Source organism: Sphingobacterium kitahiroshimense, assembly GCF_025961315.1.
Lineage (GTDB): Bacteria > Bacteroidota > Bacteroidia > Sphingobacteriales > Sphingobacteriaceae > Sphingobacterium > Sphingobacterium anhuiense.
Map to the genome: position 1 here is coordinate 3,781,911 of NZ_JAOQNK010000001.1, position 17,727 is coordinate 3,799,637.

General features: G+C 37.4%; 12 protein-coding genes. 7 read left to right on the forward strand and 5 right to left on the reverse strand.

The genetic code is table 11. The features are described 5' to 3' along the window. Positions 1-335 precede the first annotated feature (335 nt). Positions 336-1,328, forward strand: a complete 993-nt coding sequence (locus tag M2265_RS16795) for an aspartate-semialdehyde dehydrogenase (protein ID WP_021190281.1) — start codon at positions 336-338, stop codon at positions 1,326-1,328. Positions 1,329-2,302: 974 nt separating this feature from the next. Here the strand turns inward: M2265_RS16795 and M2265_RS16800 are convergent. Beyond that, positions 2,303-3,310: a Kelch repeat-containing protein gene (locus tag M2265_RS16800; RefSeq protein WP_132769911.1), complete on the reverse strand. Its 1,008-nt coding sequence runs from the start codon at positions 3,308-3,310 to the stop codon at positions 2,303-2,305. Between the two features lie 6 nt (positions 3,311-3,316). Beyond that, on the reverse strand, positions 3,317-4,705 hold the full coding sequence (locus M2265_RS16805; protein WP_165905887.1) for a DUF4270 family protein: 1,389 nt from the start codon (positions 4,703-4,705) through the stop codon (positions 3,317-3,319). A 121-nt stretch (positions 4,706-4,826) separates the two neighbouring features. On the opposite strand from M2265_RS16805, the gene M2265_RS16810 reads away from it, so the two are divergent. The 4 genes from M2265_RS16810 (at position 4,827) to M2265_RS16825 (ending at position 9,552) form a co-directional block, all read left to right on the forward strand. Next, entirely contained in the window at positions 4,827-6,242 is a 1,416-nt protein-coding gene (locus tag M2265_RS16810; protein ID WP_165905886.1) for a sensor histidine kinase, read from the forward strand. Between the two features lie 8 nt (positions 6,243-6,250). Further along, positions 6,251-6,925: a response regulator transcription factor gene (locus M2265_RS16815; RefSeq protein WP_132769905.1), complete on the forward strand. Its 675-nt coding sequence runs from the start codon at positions 6,251-6,253 to the stop codon at positions 6,923-6,925. Between the two features lie 259 nt (positions 6,926-7,184). Then, the gene (locus M2265_RS16820; protein WP_021188632.1) at positions 7,185-7,727 is read left to right on the forward strand and encodes a TetR/AcrR family transcriptional regulator; all 543 of its coding nucleotides are present in this window, start codon (positions 7,185-7,187) and stop codon (positions 7,725-7,727) included. A gap of 118 nt (positions 7,728-7,845) precedes the next feature. Further along, on the forward strand, positions 7,846-9,552 hold the full coding sequence (locus tag M2265_RS16825; protein ID WP_206368576.1) for a glycoside hydrolase family 3 protein: 1,707 nt from the start codon (positions 7,846-7,848) through the stop codon (positions 9,550-9,552). Between the two features lie 75 nt (positions 9,553-9,627). Here M2265_RS16825 and M2265_RS16830 read toward each other — a convergent pair whose 3' ends face one another. Beyond that, positions 9,628-11,748, reverse strand: coding sequence for a carboxy terminal-processing peptidase (locus M2265_RS16830; RefSeq protein WP_132770105.1), 2,121 nt, complete (start codon positions 11,746-11,748; stop codon positions 9,628-9,630). Between the two features lie 557 nt (positions 11,749-12,305). Here M2265_RS16830 and M2265_RS16835 point away from each other — a divergent pair. Then, entirely contained in the window at positions 12,306-13,043 is a 738-nt protein-coding gene (locus M2265_RS16835; RefSeq protein WP_132769902.1) for a dienelactone hydrolase family protein, read from the forward strand. A gap of 45 nt (positions 13,044-13,088) precedes the next feature. On the opposite strand, the gene M2265_RS16840 is transcribed toward M2265_RS16835, so the two are convergent. Continuing rightward, on the reverse strand, positions 13,089-14,210 hold the full coding sequence (locus tag M2265_RS16840) for a tetratricopeptide repeat protein (protein WP_132769900.1): 1,122 nt from the start codon (positions 14,208-14,210) through the stop codon (positions 13,089-13,091). 420 nt (positions 14,211-14,630) lie between these two features. Between M2265_RS16840 and M2265_RS16845 the strand changes: the two genes are divergently transcribed. Then, entirely contained in the window at positions 14,631-16,046 is a 1,416-nt protein-coding gene (locus M2265_RS16845) for an arylsulfatase (RefSeq protein ID WP_132769898.1), read from the forward strand. A gap of 73 nt (positions 16,047-16,119) precedes the next feature. Here M2265_RS16845 and M2265_RS16850 read toward each other — a convergent pair whose 3' ends face one another. Further along, the gene (locus M2265_RS16850; protein ID WP_132769896.1) at positions 16,120-17,697 is read right to left on the reverse strand and encodes a DUF3843 family protein; all 1,578 of its coding nucleotides are present in this window, start codon (positions 17,695-17,697) and stop codon (positions 16,120-16,122) included. Positions 17,698-17,727 lie beyond the last annotated feature (30 nt).

Sequence of the window (17,727 nt, forward strand, 5' to 3'; positions counted from 1 at the left end):
TGAGCTTTTTTTAGCTCTTTTTTTTAGTGTTTATTTTTCATTTATGACGCTTTTCTAGGAGAGCAATCGATTGCTTATTTTTGCATTGTGTAACGTGACATGTGTTGATTTATTTTATTATGAAAAGTTGTAATTTTAGAATAGTTCAGCGGGATATTATTTTAAGATATTTTATTAAAAATAGCATTAGGCTATTGATATTACTATTGATTAATCTATTTTTTTGCAATAATCATTAAATATTAGCCCTTAATTTCGTAAGTTTGAGAAATAAGAATGTTCTCATTTGTACATTCGTAATACATTTTATAACAAATTAAAGAAAAAGTAGCAAGATGAAAGTCGCAGTAGTCGGCGCAACAGGCCTTGTAGGTACTGAGATGTTAACAGTGTTAGCAGCGCGCAATTTCCCAGTTTCAGAATTAATTCCAGTAGCTTCAGAGCGTAGTAAGGGTAAGGAAATTGATTTTAAGGGAAAGAAGTATAAGGTGGTTACTCCATCTGAAGCTATTGCTTTAAAACCTGATGTTGCTTTGTTCTCTGCTGGTGGAGGTACTTCTTTAGAGTATGCGCCATTATTTGCCGCTGCTGGAATTACAGTTATTGACAATTCTTCTGCTTGGCGTATGGACCCGACCAAGAAATTGGTTGTTCCGGAAGTTAATGGAGATGTATTAACTGCTGAAGATAAAATTATAGCCAATCCAAACTGTTCAACCATACAGATGGTCGTTGCTTTAAAGCCGTTGCATGACAAGTATAAAATTAAGCGAGTTGTCGTTTCTACTTATCAGTCTGTGACTGGTACAGGGGTTAAAGCTGTCGAGCAATTGATGAATGAGCGTGCGGGTATTAAGGATGGCGAGAAAGCTTATGCTTACGAGATCGATTTAAATGTTATTCCTCAAATTGATGTATTCCAAGAAAATGGTTATACAAAAGAGGAAATGAAAATGATTTTGGAAACAAATAAGATTATGGGTGATGATTCCATTAAAGTGACTGCAACTACCGTTCGTATTCCAGTAATGGGTGGACACTCTGAATCATTAAATATTGAGTTTGAGCGTGATTTTGATTTAGCAGATGTTCGTGAAGCATTAGCCGCTCAAAGCGGTGTTATTGTCGTTGATGATCCAGCTAATTTGCAGTATCCGATGCCAAAAGATGCACACGGTAGAGATGAAGTATTTGTCGGCCGTATTCGTCGTGATGATTCACAAGCAAATACGTTAAATATGTGGGTAGTTGCAGATAATTTGCGTAAAGGTGCCGCAACTAATACCATTCAAATTGCAGAAACATTAAGAGAAAAGGGATTAATTTAATCTGATCTTCATATACGTAAAGAGCTATATCAACACATTGATATAGCTCTTTTTTGTTTTGGGACCTGCTCCACCATTGTATTTCCTCTTAATTGCACATCAACCACTTTAAAATAATCTTCTCTCTTTTACTCATTACAACTAAAGCCCCTTCTTATTTTCAACCTTTCTTGTACGATATTACTGCTTTATGTACATAAAAAGTGATTGGAGTCCACATCAAAAGCAATATTTCTTCACTTAGCGCTTGTGTTTCAAATGCTATTTTGTGGATTGATTTCTTGTAGGTCTACGCTAGGGACCTGCTAAGAACCAAATAGGGCCCAACTTATAGATGTGAGTAGGGTGTGAAAACTGTGTTCCCAAAGAGAAAGCACGATGTAATATGGACTTACCGTGGTTAAACTTATAACATGGTACAAATTTGGTCATAACCTGCTCCCTCGCTGTTCGGTTTTATTACCGTTAAACTTGCGCTAATTCTAGCTACTGTATTTGTCTTCTTATTCTTTAATTTACGGTACTGCTCTTAGAGTCTCTCGTCAATGAATAGGTTGTGACGTATCTGAGATGCGCTTCCGAATCAATCTTTTAAAATGTGGTAATAGAAAATATTAGTATAATATGTTAGACACTCCAATACTTGAATTAAATTCATAGGTTGGTTTACTTTTCATGCTTATTCTTTGGCGAATGCCTCCGTATCTCTGGAGCGTGAGAAATATCGATTTGGCTTCAGGATGAATAATCTAACCAACAGTAATTATTTCGCGGGAGATGGAGTTATTGTGGCGTAGATGCCTCGTAACCTTGTAACGAAAGTAGTCTTAAGTTGTAAAATAAAGCCGAATCAACGAAGTGCGATTAATGGTTCGCCTCACTTCTCGATGTTACCTTGCTTAGGAAAGCTTTTTTTAATAATAAAGCGGCTGTATTAGAATACAGCCGCTTTATTATTTAGTATTTTTCTTTAACTATTTTACTGGAACAAATTTCCAAGTATCGTAGTATTTGTTTGATCCGTTTTGACCAGTAGTGATATACCCTACATTGTCGATTCCAAATCCAACAGCATCTTGTCTAACTTGACCTTGGAAACCTTGGTTGTCAGCATTCCAAACATCAGTTGTTGGGTTATATTCCCAGATCGTGTTGATTGTCGTGTTTTTTCTACCACCTACTACATATGCTAGATTGTTCAATACAAAAGTAGATGCGCTTGAACGTGTTAAGTTGTATGTGTAAGAGTTATCACTACGATCTAAATCATTTAATGGAGTCCATTTGGTACCATCAAATTTAAAGAAATCTTCAGGGTATGAGCTATTGTCGATACCACCACCTACGTAAGCGACGTTATTGATCACAAAAGCAAATCCATATCTTCTGTTCGATTTTAATGGGCTTTCTACAGGAGTCCATGAATTATTTGTAGGATCGTATTTGTAGAATGATTTAACGTTAGTATTATTATCGTTCCCTTTAGAACCAGTACCTACATAACCGAAACCACCAATTGAAAAAGCAACTGCACCATAACGAGCTGCGTCAGCAGGTAGGTCAGCAATTTTAGTCCAAGTGTTAGCTGAAACATCATATTTATAGAAATCTGACAATGCATTTGCTCCATCATAACCAGACCCTACATATCCATTGTTTCCAATTGAAAAAGCAACAGCTGAGTAACGAGCTGAGCCAGGGAATTCAGCCTTTTGAGACCAAGTTCCTGAGGTTGCATTATATGCCCAAATATCTTTTTTAGGCACAGATACTTGACCTTCTGTAGCAAGACCAGTTGCTACATAAGCGATATTGTTAATTAAGAAAGATACTGCCCCACTTCTTGCGCCACCATCGAAAGCAGAACCTTTAGTCCATTCTGTTACCTCATCTGTAGTATCATCATCCTTTGATTTACAAGAGTAAGTAGAGAAAGTAACGACGCACGCTAATAATATTAGTAGCCAATTTTTCTTGTTCATAAACTGTTAAAATTTAGTATATAAGATGTTTAATTTTATTCTTGGTTTGTTATTTGCATCCTTTGCAATAATAAGTCGATCTGTAGTTGCGAATAAACTACTTTGCGGCACACTCAAGAATAAAGATGTGTTAAAGTAGCTATCTTTTTTTATATTATTAACATATTCGATCATATTAAACGTATATTTTGCATTTCCACCGAACTCATCACCTCCTGCTAAAATCCCATATTGCGTAGGATCCTGCTGTCCTTGTTGCTGTAAGAAGGGAGGCGTAGTAATAATACTTACCGGATTTCCACCAGCGTTTGCGATCATCAGCACGACGCGAGCAGGCGGGATAAAAAATGAATTACGATATTTGTTTTCTGTTTCTATAACGAGTTCGACCTTATTGATCGCTACAGTTGGATCGTTAACTAAATCCAATAATGTTGGAAAAGTTAATTTAACGACTGCTCCTGTGCTACCTTCCACAAATACATCACCGTTCGTCGTGGTGCTTTTCAATTCTGGATTTGTAACACTTAAAGTGTTGAATGCTGTACCTGAACGGTCAGCTTCTACATTATTAAACTGATAGGCTTTGTTACCCAAATTAAATGAAGTGGATTTACTCACTTTAAATCCTTCGTCGTTTATATAGTTATAATGCACCTGCATACTCACGGTATCTTTAAAACCGATCATTGCCGTGTTATTATTTCCAGCAACAAGTGCTATTCCTTTGAAGTATTCATTGAAATTGTCATTGGATGCAATATTTCCATGACCATCTTTGATATAAGAAAATAGCGTGTTTCCTAAGTTGTCATTTAGTCTGATTGCGATTGAATCTAATTTTTTGACAAAAGGTTTGAATGACAAGGACCCTAAAGCTGTTGGTTCGTAAGTGAATTTTTGATTATTATAAACAGCTGCCCCATTGACATAATACGGTAATTCATTTGTACCGGATCCCGTACTGACTTCTTTTAATGTAATCTGCTGCGTTAATTGGTGAACAGATAATGTTTGTGTTTTCGTTGTATCTCCGTAGAAATATTTGTTCGGCTTTAATACAAACGTAATGGAGTCGTATTTTGCTGCTGTTGGGATTGAACCGGCTATAATGTTATCGATAGCCATGCGCATATAAGACGTCGAAAGAACAGATCCTGTTGTAGTATTCGAAATTTTTCCGGCTAGAATCATTCCTGTTCCAGACGTTGGTACATCATCTAACAGATAAGTAGATGCATTCACCTGAAAGGTATCGATAGGAACTAATCCTATGGATTCATCTCTTGAATTGTCTAAAGAGAGCGAAATATCTTTATTACAAGCTGAAATGCCTATCAGTAATAACGCTGAGAATAAAAATTGAATACTACGTCTCTTAAAATTTCTTATCATGCTTAAAAATTGAATATTGCAAATGTAATCAATGCGCATTGTTAATCAGTGTTATATTTTGTTAAATATGGTTAATTACCAAGGCGAATGCAAATCTAGTAATTTAAATTTGTTTTTAATTATGGCAAATAAGTTTAAATTATTGATAACACTTTCGGTATTAACAGGTATCGGGATGATTAGTATCTTGGGTATATGGCTCTACGGAAGTTACAATAACCGGCTTGATCTGTTCCTTTCTTCAGCAGAGCGGAGTATGTTTAATGTTGTGCAAGATGTGTATCAAGCCCATAGCAATGATCTAAAAAGTGATCAGGGCGGGGCATTGGGGAAATTACGGAAAGAATTAAAAGCAAAGTATACAGATGCTGAAATTGATACGCTATTTAAAGATTTTGGATCCTATTATAAACAGTCAAAAGCCGGACCATCTCGAGGAGGAATGACGATGGGATCACCCTATCCGCACGGAAAGTCGGGAGGAGAAATGATGGCACCTTATTTATTTTCACAGATTGATGTCACTCCAGCGATGATCGACGAAATAAATGAAAAGTTTGCCTCTGCTTTAGAAGCTAAAGGAGTCCGCGCAGAATATGATGTTACGACCGATATTTTTCCAAGGGATAGTTTGTTTGCTATCCGTAAGGAGTATAGAGCAAAAAAGTTATCGTGGACAAGACCGATATTGATAGACGCTTCGGACAGTCGCTTTTTAATCGTCAAATTTAGGCAGGTATGGAAAAATCTCTTGTTTGATTTAGGATGGCAGCTGGGCATTGCTATACTTTTGATCAGTATTTTTATCGGTTCATTTCTTTATCTCTTTAAAACGATCTTTCGACAGAATCGATTAGCTGAGATGCAAAAGGCATTTGTGAATAATATGACGCATGAGCTGAAGACCCCTGTCTCTACTGTCATGACTGCTATCGAAGCGATTCAACTCTACGGGGTAAAAAATGATCAGGTGAAGATGGATCGTTATTTGGCCATTTCCCGACGTGAGCTTGATCACCTTTCGGATATGATTGATCGAGTTCTTCAATTGGATGTTGATGAACGAAAAGGTCTTAAACTTGACAAAAGCGAGATTGATCTGATGCTCGTTTTAAACAATGCGGCAGACACCTTTCGAATCAATGTTAGTAAGGAAGTGAAGATTTCAGTGAACAGTTCCGTTCCTACATTAAGGTTACATGCCGACGAATCACATCTGCGCAATGTTGTTAATAATTTATTAGAAAATGCTGTCAAGTATTCTGGAGATGTGGTTACTATCACTATTGATGTCTGTGACCATTCCGATTATATAGAGTTTAGTGTTTCCGACAAAGGAAAGGGCATCGCTTTGGAGTACCAGAAGGAGATTTTTGGTATGTTTTTTCGGGTTCCTGAAGGCAATCTACATCCAGTCAAAGGCTTTGGAATCGGCTTGGCGTATGTTCGTCAGGTAATACTGCAGCACGGAGGTAAAATTACAGTGAAAAGTAGTCCAGGTAAAGGTAGTACCTTTACTATTAAAATACCTAAATAAGCAGATTTATGATTGATATCTTATATGTTGAAGATGAAGCGAGCCTGGCACTTATTGTTGCTGATAGTCTGGAGATGAACGGTTTTTCGGTAAGACATTGTCATGATGGGCAGGAGGCTCTTCGTTTATTTGAAAAGCAAAAGCCAGATATCTTGCTTATTGATGTGATGATGCCAGTGATGGATGGCTTTACGTTGGCTACACATATAAGAGCCTTAGACAGTCAGGTGCCGATTATTTTCCTTACTGCTCGTGTGCAGACAGAAGATGTTGTTAAAGGCTTTCACTTGGGGGCGAATGATTATGTAAAAAAACCTTTTCGTATTGAAGAGTTGGTCGTTCGTATCGAATCACTGGTTAAGGGCAGTCCTAAAATGCAGCTTAGTCAAAATCTCATGATCGGAGATTATGTCTTAGACAGCTTGAGACAGACACTTAGCTATAAAGGCGACAGTATTAAGTTATCTTACCGGGAAAGTGAATTGTTACGCAGCCTGTATGAAAATAGGAATCAGGTAATTCCTCGTGAAGATATCATGAAAGCCTACTGGAGTTATGATAAATATTTTTCTGGAAGAAGCTTAGATGTATTTATAAGCCGTATCCGAAAATATTTAAATCAGGATCCACGTATCAAAATTACCAATATACGGGGTATAGGTTATATGCTTTCTGTTGAGTAATTGATTTGAAAGCTATGAAGTGCTATGTTTTCTGGACTTTTGTCACCTCTTGATAATATTATTTTCAAGTTACAAATGATGGTCTTTCGAAAAGAAAAGAATAAGTATATTTAAAGGAGTGATATGAAAATTGCGCCCTATTGATGCGTGTCAATTATGAAGAACGAAATAAATAATTTGCTTTTATATTTAGGAAGATTATAATTGGGTATAAACGCAAATTTATCTAAGTTTGTACGCTGTAAAAGGGAATAAAAAAATGAAAGATAGTGTATTGAGTAGAAAAGAGAAAATTGTTCGTGAGGCATTGAATTTGTTCTCAGAACAAGGTTATGCAGATACCTCTACCAAAGCTATTGCTCAAAATGCAGGTGTGTCTGAGGCTTTAATTTTTAAACATTTCGGAAATAAGGATGCTTTGTTGGTGCACCTTATTAAAGCGGGCTATCGGAAAGTGCTGACACATCATAAAGGTATGATGACTTATCGTGATTCGAAGGACTTTTTACGTAAGATGATCAATTTACCTAGTAAGCTGGTCGCTGATGAGCCTATCTTCTGGAAATTACAAGAACGTCTTTCCCATCATCCTTTTTCAAGACAGCAGCATGAACAATTTATGAAACCGGTGCAGGCAATTATTGTGCGGGCTTTTAAGGAACTGGGATATAAAAATCCGGATCTGGAAACGGAATTTTTGTTAATTGTTATTGATACTTTATGGAAAAAGGAAGCTAATGGTGAACTTGATCATGCGATGGAACTAGCCATATTATTGGAAGAGAAATATAACTTGATATAAGTTATATTTTTTTGTTCGACAATGCAAGTTTATGCATGTTTCATAAAATTGTTGCACAAACTGTTTTTTATTGTGTGAAAAATACCCGTAATTCGTATTCTATTTTAAACAAAAAATTATGTTAAAAAAACTAGCTTTGGGTGTTGCCGCACTGGCATCTTCCATCTCTTTTTCACAAGCTCAAGATAAGAAGGATTTTGTGAAATATATTAATTCTCCCCATGCTTGGGTTGATTCTGTATTTAACAGCTTGACACCTAAAGAACGTATCGCCCAACTTTTTTTGGTGCGTGCCCATACCAATCTGGGACAGCGTTATATTGATTCTGTAGCACAGGTTGTTCAAGATGAGCAATTGGGTGGTCTTGTTGTATTTCAGGGCGGGCCGGTTCGTCATGTGGATATGTTCAATCGTTATCAGCATCTTTCAAAAGTGCCTTTATTGATCACTTTTGATGGAGAATGGGGGTTAGGCATGCGTCTTCCCGATTCAACTTTATCTTATCCATATCAGATGACCTTGGGAGCTATACAGAATGATCAATTGATTTATCAAATGGGCCAAGAAGTTGCAAAAGATTTTCATCGTATCGGTATGCATTTTAATTTTGCTCCTGTTGTTGATATTAACAATAATCCGAAAAATCCAGTTATCGGGTTCCGGTCTTTCGGCGACAATAAAGAAAATGTTGCAAAAAAAGCTAAAGCATATATGGATGGTATGATGAACGGTGGTATTATATCATCATTAAAACATTTTCCTGGACATGGCGATACAGATGTTGATTCACATCATGACTTGCCGCAATTGACCTTTACTAAGGATCGTCTAGAGGCTTTGGAAATGTTTCCATTTAAAGAATTAATTCGTGCTGGTGCTCCTGCTATTATGGTCGCTCATATGAATATTCCAAGTTTAGACCCTACTCCCAATATTCCCTCTTCCATTTCAAAACCTATTGTGACAGGGATACTACGTGAAGAATTAGGTTTTCGTGGTTTAACAGTAACCGATGCAATGGATATGAATGGTGTGAAAAAATTTTTCCCAAATGGTGAAGCTGACGTGATGGCTATTATTGCAGGTCATGATTTGTTGGAAGTATCTGAAAATAGTAAACGCGCTATTGACCTTGTATTGAAAGCAATCGGGGAAGGCCGAATCAATCAAGCGGATTTGGATGCACGTGTTAAAAAAGTACTCGCGTCAAAGCTATGGTTGGGCTTAGATCAATATCGTGATGTGAATACCGGAAATCTATATGCGGATCTGAATAGAACTTCTTCAAAGCAGCTGATAGACCAATTAGCCGCATCATCGGTCACGGTTTTGAAATCTACGGATAAAATAAAATCATTTAAAAATTCAGAAAAAACGGCAATTGTCAATATCGGATTAAAATCCCCAGGTACTTTCCAGCGGATAATGGACGATGCCCTCGCCAATGAAACGCAATATTTTGTTACGGATGAAACCAGTGAGGCTGATTTAAAAAATATCATCAAAGAAGCAAAGAGAAACAAACAGATTATACTTGCGATCCATGATACACGTTCACGTCCAAGACCTGAAGTGCCAGCAAATGATGGTGTAAAGCATTTGATTAAAAAATTGGCTAAGAAATCAATTGTTACTTTCTTTACCAATCCTTATGCATTGGATGGTTTTAAAGGCGTCCATAAAAGTAAAACCATTTTAGTTGCTTATCAAAATGATGATTTTATGCAACGTGCTGTAGCAAAAACAATTTTAGGACAAAATATTGCTACAGGGAAATTACCTGTTACCATCAATAAATATTTCAAGTACGCGGCGGGTAAATAACTGGCAGCAATTCTTATAAACAAAGAAGGGGCTTATTATTGATAAGCCCCTTCTTTGTTATGGATAGAAATATATTTATTTTTTTTCTTGGATGATCATATCTGTCATCACTTTAGCACTTTCATCCTGTACAAAGTCAAATTCCATTTTAGGTTGTGGCTTGCCCTCTTCCCATAAAGGTAGCCCTCTTTGTTTCAGTAAAGCATTCACACGATCTCTATTTTTCTTCTGAAAATCATCACGCTCTTTTTTAAACTTATCGAGTTGTAATGGAATTTTAGTTCCCTCGTCGCGTTTTTCGAAGGTTGCAATATCTTCCAGTAAAAACTTGTATTCAGTCGAGTTTTTCATTCTCGCTTCGTGTTCTTGTTCTAGTTTTTTGTTCAATGCTGTTAAGTCCGCTACTTTTTTATATGTACTTGATTTGATCTGATCCCAAGGTAAAGCAGAAGGCTCGGAACTCTCACCGAATTTTTCTGCAGAATACTGCGTTGGGAATGTCACATCGGGACTTACACCTTTATGTTGTGTGCTGCTACCATTTACACGGTAGAATTTTCCTAATGTAATATTGATCTGACCATATTCTGGTGCACCATTTGGTGTATCAGGATCTTTTTCGTTTTGTGCTTTTAATAATAATTTACTTGTAGGACTGATCACACGTGCCATATCAACAGCAGATTGTACTGTACCTTTACCGTATGATTGAGAACCTAAGATAACACCGCGGCCATAATCTTGTATTGCTCCAGCAAAGATTTCAGACGCTGAAGCGGAGAAACGGTTGATCATAACACCCAGTGGACCATCCCATGAAACGCCTGCGTTTCTATCTTCTTCCACATCGATGGTATTTCGGACATCACGTACCTGTACTACTGGTCCTTTGTCAATAAATAAACCTGTCAGGTCGATAGCTTCCGGAAGTGACCCACCACCATTGAAACGTAAATCAATCAAAACTGCATCAACTTTTTCCTGTTTTAAGGTATCCAGCAATAAGCGCACATCGCGGGTCGTACTTTTATAGTTTGGATCACGCTTACGGTATGCTTCAAAATCCATGTAAAATTTTGGTATGTTGATGACACCAACACGATAATTCTTGCCATCAGCACCTTTAACAGTTAAGATTTCTTTTTTCGCAGATTCTTCTGCTACTACAATTCGCTCTCTTGTTAATGAGACTATTTTCGGGTGAGATCCAACCGGCTGACCAGCAGGTAGAATTTTTAAACGAACAATTGTTCCTGCAGGACCTTTGATTTTAGCTACTGCTGCATCTAATCTCCAGCCAATGATATCCTCAAATTCGCCATCTTTCCCTTGTGCCACACCAACGATTTTGTCATCAATGGCTAAGCTTTTATCTTTAAATATCGGTCCGCCAGGAATGATTTCACTAATAGTCACCATTTCATTGTCTATTGTCAATCGTGCACCGATACCTTCAAATGTATTAGCCATACCTTCATTGAAAGCCTGTGCAAATGATGGGTTGAAATACGATGTATGTGGATCAACCGCATCAGTTAATGAAGTCATGATTACTTGGAATGCATCATTTGAATTTATTTTCTTTCCCTGAGAAATTAAATTGTTATATCTTTTGCGAAGGGTTTCCTTCTGTTTAGTTTCTGTACTATCTGTTTTTTTAACAGTTGTCATTTCCAGATTCAGCAAATCATATTTCACACGGTGTTTCCATTGCGTATCAGCTTCTGCTGTGTTTTTGAACCAGCCTAACTTCTCACGGCTTGGTAAATAGCTTTCATCGATCGTGAAGTCTTGTTTTACATCTACTTGCTTCAACGCATATTGCATGCGTTCTAAGTAGCGTTTAGAGTATACATTGAAAATATGAAAAGGAGCAGATAGGTCACCATTACGGAAATCCTGTGCGATTGAATTTCGGTATTGCTGAAACTCGTCGATATCAGATTGCAACAAGTAGTTTTTCCCCTGATCTAAAGATTTAATTAAGTTATCAAATACGATTTTAGATATGGAATCATTCAGCTGTACTTTTTTATAACTGGTCGATTCTAAAAGTCCAGCAACTTCTTTTGCTATGACTTCGTGTTGCGCGCTAGGCTTTAGACCTCCCTCTACTTCGCTTAAATTAACACGGGGCTTCGAGCCACAGGAGACAATTGAAATAACAAAAAGGGTGAATATTAGCTTTTTAAACATATTTTCTATAATTTTAATAGTCATTTTTATATATTGAGATAGCGCTTTAAATCCAAAGAGCTAAATTTAAATAATTTCAGTTCATAAATTTCAACAAATCAACAAATTTATTTGATATTTTAATTGAAAAATATGTACTATTTTATATTTCTTTTAATAATAACTCATTTTAATGAAGTTAAGTATGTTTTCTGAAAAACCAACCGTTCCTGTAATAATAATGTTATCTAATCAATCATTCCTAAGATAGCATCATTATATCTTGCGAATGATCGATTCAGTCTATACATAAAACTGTTTAGGAAGGCCCATTTATAAAACTGAAAACTAACACTAATAAATAACCGAGTGCAACGAGCTCATTTATACCATTGAAAACTAACACTAATAAATAACCGAGTACAACGAGCTCATTTATACCATTGAAAACTAACACTAATAAATAACCGAGTACAACGAGCTCATTTATACCATTGAAAACTAACACTAATAAATAACCGAGTACAACGAGCTCATTTATACCATTGAAAACTAACACTAATAAATAATTTTTTCTTATGAAAGCCTTAATAATGACAATCATATGTTTTTGTGTCACAGAAACGAGTTTCGGTCAGCTTAAGCCTGTGCGTTACTCCGACGGAGACCAGGCATTAGCTGGTTTAGTAAATACAGATGCAGGCGAGGGTGCTCCTGGAGTTTTGATTCTCCCTGCTTGGATGGGTATTGACGATGAAGCGACACAGGCGGCAGTACAGCTCAGCAAGGAAGGTTATATTACATTTGTTGCAGACATCTACGGAGAAGGAAATAAACCCACTACTGCTGCTGAAGCGGGGCAACAGGCTGGAAAGTATAAGAACGATCCTGAAGCATATCAGAGAAGGATCCGTTTAGCACTAGAACAACTTGTAAAAGCTGGAGCAAGTCCACGTCGTTTGGCTGTGATCGGCTATTGTTTCGGTGGTACGGGAGCGCTTGAGGCGGCTAGGGCCGGTATGGAAGTGCAAGGTGTTGTTTCCATACATGGCAACCTTGGTAAAGGTAACCGTCCAGATGGCCCCATCAAAACCAAAATACTGGTTCTACATGGCGCTGCAGATCCTCATGTATCTCCGGAAGAGATCGCTAATTTCAGAAAAGAGGTGGAGCATGCAGGAGCAGATTGGCAAATGATCTATTATGCGGCCGCAAAACATGCCTTTACCAATCCTGCCAGTAGTGATTTCGAACCTTTAGCAGCGCAGCGTTCGTGGAAACATCTACTCATATTCTTACAGGAAATATTGAAATAAAAGCTTGAAATCTATTCAGATCATTCAAGCAGGTTACAGCTTCATTTATAAATCTTTAACCTGCTTGAATGTCGCTTTTAAGGTTGTGAAGTTTTGATAAGTTTTATCAGCCTCTTCAAAGTCTTTTAGATGTATGTACACTTCACCAAGTTTATCTAATACAGCGAGCTCAAGGGGTACATTTTTCCTTTCGCGGGCTAGTAGAAGCGTAGATAAAAATTCTTTTTTGGCTATTTTAAAGTTTTTATCTAACAATTTTGATGAAGCCAGCAGATATTCAATTGCCGGTAACTCATTTGTGATCTTTTTATTTTCTGCTAGTTGCTGTGCCTGAAGTAGAAACCATTGTGCCTCCGTGTATTTATTTTGCTCAAAATAAACCTGTGCTAATTGCTCCCAGGCAATTATTTTATCTTCATAAGCTTTCGCTTTATTATAGAGCGGTATCGCTTTTCTGATGATATTTTGTTCGGCTTCATGATAATTTCTCTTGCCACTTTTGGCTAATGCTATTTGCATCCAGGCATTTGCTTGGTCATGATAGTCTTTAGATTGAACTGCCAGATTTAAATTTTCCTGAGCTACAACACTAGCTTTTTCAAAATTACCGGAATAAAGTAGCACTGCCGCTAAGTTTTGATGTAAGACAATACGATCCAGTTTATTGCTTTCTTTTGCCGCAATCAGGATTGCATTTTCAAAATAGGAAATTGCTTGATCGGGTAAATTATTATTGATTGCAAATAGCCCTGCTTCATTTACTAGCGCGAGGTTTACTTGATCATCGTAATTTTGTCTGATGCGGTTCAAGAGTTCATTCCATGTTGCTAAGTCCGTAGGTTCTGGTTTCATTAAATATTGAAACCGTCCTATATTCGGTAGACTATTAACTTGGGTGAGTAACGTTTTATAGCGAAGTTCTTGAGCAATCTTTTTAGCATAATCTTTTCTCATATTGCTATCAAATATGTCAATCAATTGCTCCGTTCTTGACTTAGGTGGCGGGACAAAATATACCTTTGGACCTATTCCTTTGAAATTACTGTTATACTTTGTTATTGAACCAGTATAATCTTTGGTTAATTCCTGCGCATAAGACACGAAGCATAATGCCACTATATAAGCACTACTGAGAAAGGCTATTTTCCAAAATTTCTTTTTAATCATGTATAATACCTGCTGTTGGTGAGGATATTGCAAATATGACGAAAAAATATGTGAAATATTGTTAAAGTGTTGTTCAGAATAGGTTTCAGTTTCTTTTTAAAGATACTCCAAACGATCTTTAGCTTGTTTTAGTTATAATAATGAAAAAGTCCTTAAGTACAATTTAATATGATTTGAGAAAAAATCATATTAAATTGTAACTTTTTGATGGATAAGCGCAATTTGTAACGATCAAATTTTAAGCTTTCAAATGTGTTCTTTAATTTCGGATCCGGATCACCCATATGAACTATTAATCTGTATTGATGATTTGCAATCTAGGCGAGCAGTATGGCTTTTGCTCCACCATTTATCTATGTCTAAGATGTCCTCTTTTTTTCTGTATTAAACTAAGGACATGAATTATAAAAAACCACTAAAATGAAAAAACCAGCACTATTTGCGTTATTTTTTGCACTGAGTAGTATCGCAATAGCACAAAAGAAAACCGATCGCCCCAATATTGTATTTATAATGGCAGATGACCTGGGTTATGGTGATTTAGGAGCTTATGGACAGCAGATTATTGAAACGAAACATCTGGATGCTTTAGCAAAGGAGGGGATGCGTTTTGATAATTTTTATGCAGGAACTTCAGTTTGTGCTCCATCCCGATCTGCATTGATGACAGGCCAACATACCGGTCATACGCCTGTCCGAGGCAATAAAGAATTGGAGCCAGAAGGGCAGCTACCTTTAGCTGATTCGGTGCAAACGATCGCCATGTTGCTACAAAAAGCAGGTTACGCGACTGGTGCATTCGGAAAATGGGGCCTCGGTATGGTGGACACCTATGGATCGCCTCGTAATAAAGGTTTTGATGAGTTTTATGGCTACAACTGCCAACGTCAATCGCACCGTTATTATCCGACACACCTGTGGCATAATCAAGAACGTATTGAGCTTGAGGGTAATGGTTTATTGGCAAAAGGGCAGTATGCTCCTGAATTGATCCAAGAAAAAGCATTGGAATTTATTGATAATAATAAGGATAAACCATTTTTCTTATATGTACCCACGGTCTTGCCTCATGCCGAGTTATCCGGGCCTAACGATCAATATTATGAGCAATATGCCAACAAGTTTGAAGAAAAAGCACATAAAGGAAATGATTACGGACTAAAAGCTACGATTCCAGGATATGCTTCTGTTGCTAAGCCAAGGGCTACTTACGCCAGTATGGTGAGCCGTATGGATGCACAGGTTGGACAGATCATTGCTAAGTTAAAGGACCTAAGTTTGTTAGATAATACGATTATCGTTTTTACAAGTGATAATGGTGCACATCGTGAAGGTGGTGCAGATCCCGACTTTTTCAACAGTTCGGCAGGTTTACGAGGTTATAAACGTGATCTATATGAGGGTGGTGTAAAAACTCCTTTCATTGTTTATTGGCAAGGAAAAGTTGCTCCTGGCACTACCTCCAATTATTTAGGAGCATTCTGGGATGTCCTGCCGACTTTAGCTGAAGTGGCAAAAGCAGGTAAACCGCAATATACAGATGGTCTTTCTTTTGTTCCGACATTATTGGGAAAACCTAAAAAGCAAAAGCAGCATGATTACCTATATTGGGAGTTTCATGAAGATGGCGGCCGTCAAGCAGTGCGTCAAGGTGACTGGAAATTGATTTTGCAAAAAGTGAGAAGTGGAAATCCTGTTGCTGAACTGTATAATTTAAAACAAGATCCTAAAGAGCAAAATAATTTGGCGACGAGTAACGCGAAAAAAGTAGAAGAATTACGTAAGATCATCGCGAAAGCACATGTGGAAACGAGTGATTTTCCTTTAGTTAGATAGGGTGTTAGATGGTTAGATAAGGAGGTTAGAAAGTTAGAATGTCTAACTTTCTAACTTTCTAACTTTTTTTATATTACTTAATCATCACATGTGGCTGTTGATGATAGGTTTCGCTTTTATAGAAACGGATCAGAAAATCAATCGTTTCACTGTTTAGTGGATAGAAAAACTGCTCATTGATTTCCTTTTCATATAATTCGTAATAGTGTTGTACAAGTCCAACGGAGTAAAATTTCTGAACCAGGAGCTGCAATAGATTTTGCGCATAATTGACTGGTTCGTTTTCATTTTCGACAAAATACGGATTATTCTGAAGCGGGAATAGCGTTTCGATTCCACCAAAAAATTCCAGGCCAATTTTAGCATTATAGAATGCCGTAACTGGAGTAGCTCTTGCCTCATTCGGATTTTCAACCTCTTCGATTAGCGGAAGCCCCACCTGCTCGCGGTACGTATTGGTCAGGTTGTGGATATAGCTGCTGATTTCAGATTCTTCCATAAATGCCAGCTGGCCTTGATGTTTTTTAACAAACAGTTCCTTGAGGTCTGCGACTTGTTGTGATGCCTTTTCGATAAGTGTTGTTTTTTGATACAAAGCTTCGACAACATATGCTTGATCCATTTCTTGGTCTGAATTTAAGTCAATCTGATCCCTTTCGACAGCAGACATCATACCCGATAGGTTCCAGGTCCCTTCCCATGGCACGATCTCCATATAGAAGAGTTGATCAGCAGTAGGTTCCTGAAAGTTCTGAATCGAATTTTGATTGACCAAGAAAATTTCTCCAGTTGTCAGGTGTTTCAATTCTAAACGGCCCTCTTCCACTTTTTTAAATTCAAAAAAGCTATCAATTCTGTTGCCGATGGTTCTTAGATTCTCATGTTGCGGATGGTTAGTATCTACAGTCGAAGCAACAAATTCACAGGATCTCAGCGCTAATAAGTGCAGGCGGAAAAAAGTGAAATGATTGTCTCGAACACGGAAAGTCATTTGATTTAAGTAGGCCGGGTCGTGCTGATAGCGTCCTAAGTCAGCGATATCCATATGCTGCATCAAACTGTTATAATAATAACCACCGGTGATGTAATTGGTCGCAATTACCTTCTCAGCATAGTTGCGTACTTCAAGATAATTGGCATCTGTAGCTAGCGTATATTCTTTTTGTAACAGCGTATTTTCAGGTGCAGTCTCATAATACTCTTCCAAAACAGCATAAGCTAGATCGGTCACCAAAGCCAGTAAACGGCCTTCTTTATCCAAGAAAAGGTGTGGATTACGCTCGCTGAAAAATAACCATGCAAGGACTAATACATCTTGCGGATTGATATCTTCCGGGTAATAGTCTGTTAATGCCGCATCTTCGAAAAAAGGGAGCACCTTTCCATAAATTGCCTGGTGCTCTTTTCGGAAAGCATCGAAAAGTTTTGTTCCGGAAACCACATCCTCCAGATAGCACGTCAAATAAACACTAAGTGTTTTAATCATTTCAGGTCTGATCAGGGCATCGGTTTCTTCTTCATCAAACCAAAGTGTATTTAAGGCATCCTGTATATCATTGGCTACTTCTAAATAAAAACGATCGGCATCCGATCTTCCTTGATAAGGGTGCTGTCCTAGCCAATCCTGTATATAAATGCGGTTTTTTTTCATTAAAATTAATCATTAAATGAGCTCGTTTCA

Bases quoted from the DNA above. Each gene is read 5' to 3' on its own strand.
- M2265_RS16795 (WP_021190281.1), top strand. From the start codon at position 336: ATGAAAGTCGCAGTAGTCGGCGCAACAGGCCTTGTAGGTACTGAGATG.
- M2265_RS16800 (WP_132769911.1), bottom strand. From the start codon at position 3,310: ATGAACAAGAAAAATTGGCTACTAATATTATTAGCGTGCGTCGTTACT.
- M2265_RS16805 (WP_165905887.1), bottom strand. From the start codon at position 4,705: ATGATAAGAAATTTTAAGAGACGTAGTATTCAATTTTTATTCTCAGCG.
- M2265_RS16810 (WP_165905886.1), top strand. From the start codon at position 4,827: ATGGCAAATAAGTTTAAATTATTGATAACACTTTCGGTATTAACAGGT.
- M2265_RS16815 (WP_132769905.1), top strand. From the start codon at position 6,251: ATGATTGATATCTTATATGTTGAAGATGAAGCGAGCCTGGCACTTATT.
- M2265_RS16820 (WP_021188632.1), top strand. From the start codon at position 7,185: ATGAAAGATAGTGTATTGAGTAGAAAAGAGAAAATTGTTCGTGAGGCA.
- M2265_RS16825 (WP_206368576.1), top strand. From the start codon at position 7,846: ATGTTAAAAAAACTAGCTTTGGGTGTTGCCGCACTGGCATCTTCCATC.
- M2265_RS16830 (WP_132770105.1), bottom strand. From the start codon at position 11,748: ATGTTTAAAAAGCTAATATTCACCCTTTTTGTTATTTCAATTGTCTCC.
- M2265_RS16835 (WP_132769902.1), top strand. From the start codon at position 12,306: ATGAAAGCCTTAATAATGACAATCATATGTTTTTGTGTCACAGAAACG.
- M2265_RS16840 (WP_132769900.1), bottom strand. From the start codon at position 14,210: ATGATTAAAAAGAAATTTTGGAAAATAGCCTTTCTCAGTAGTGCTTAT.
- M2265_RS16845 (WP_132769898.1), top strand. From the start codon at position 14,631: ATGAAAAAACCAGCACTATTTGCGTTATTTTTTGCACTGAGTAGTATC.
- M2265_RS16850 (WP_132769896.1), bottom strand. From the start codon at position 17,697: ATGAAAAAAAACCGCATTTATATACAGGATTGGCTAGGACAGCACCCT.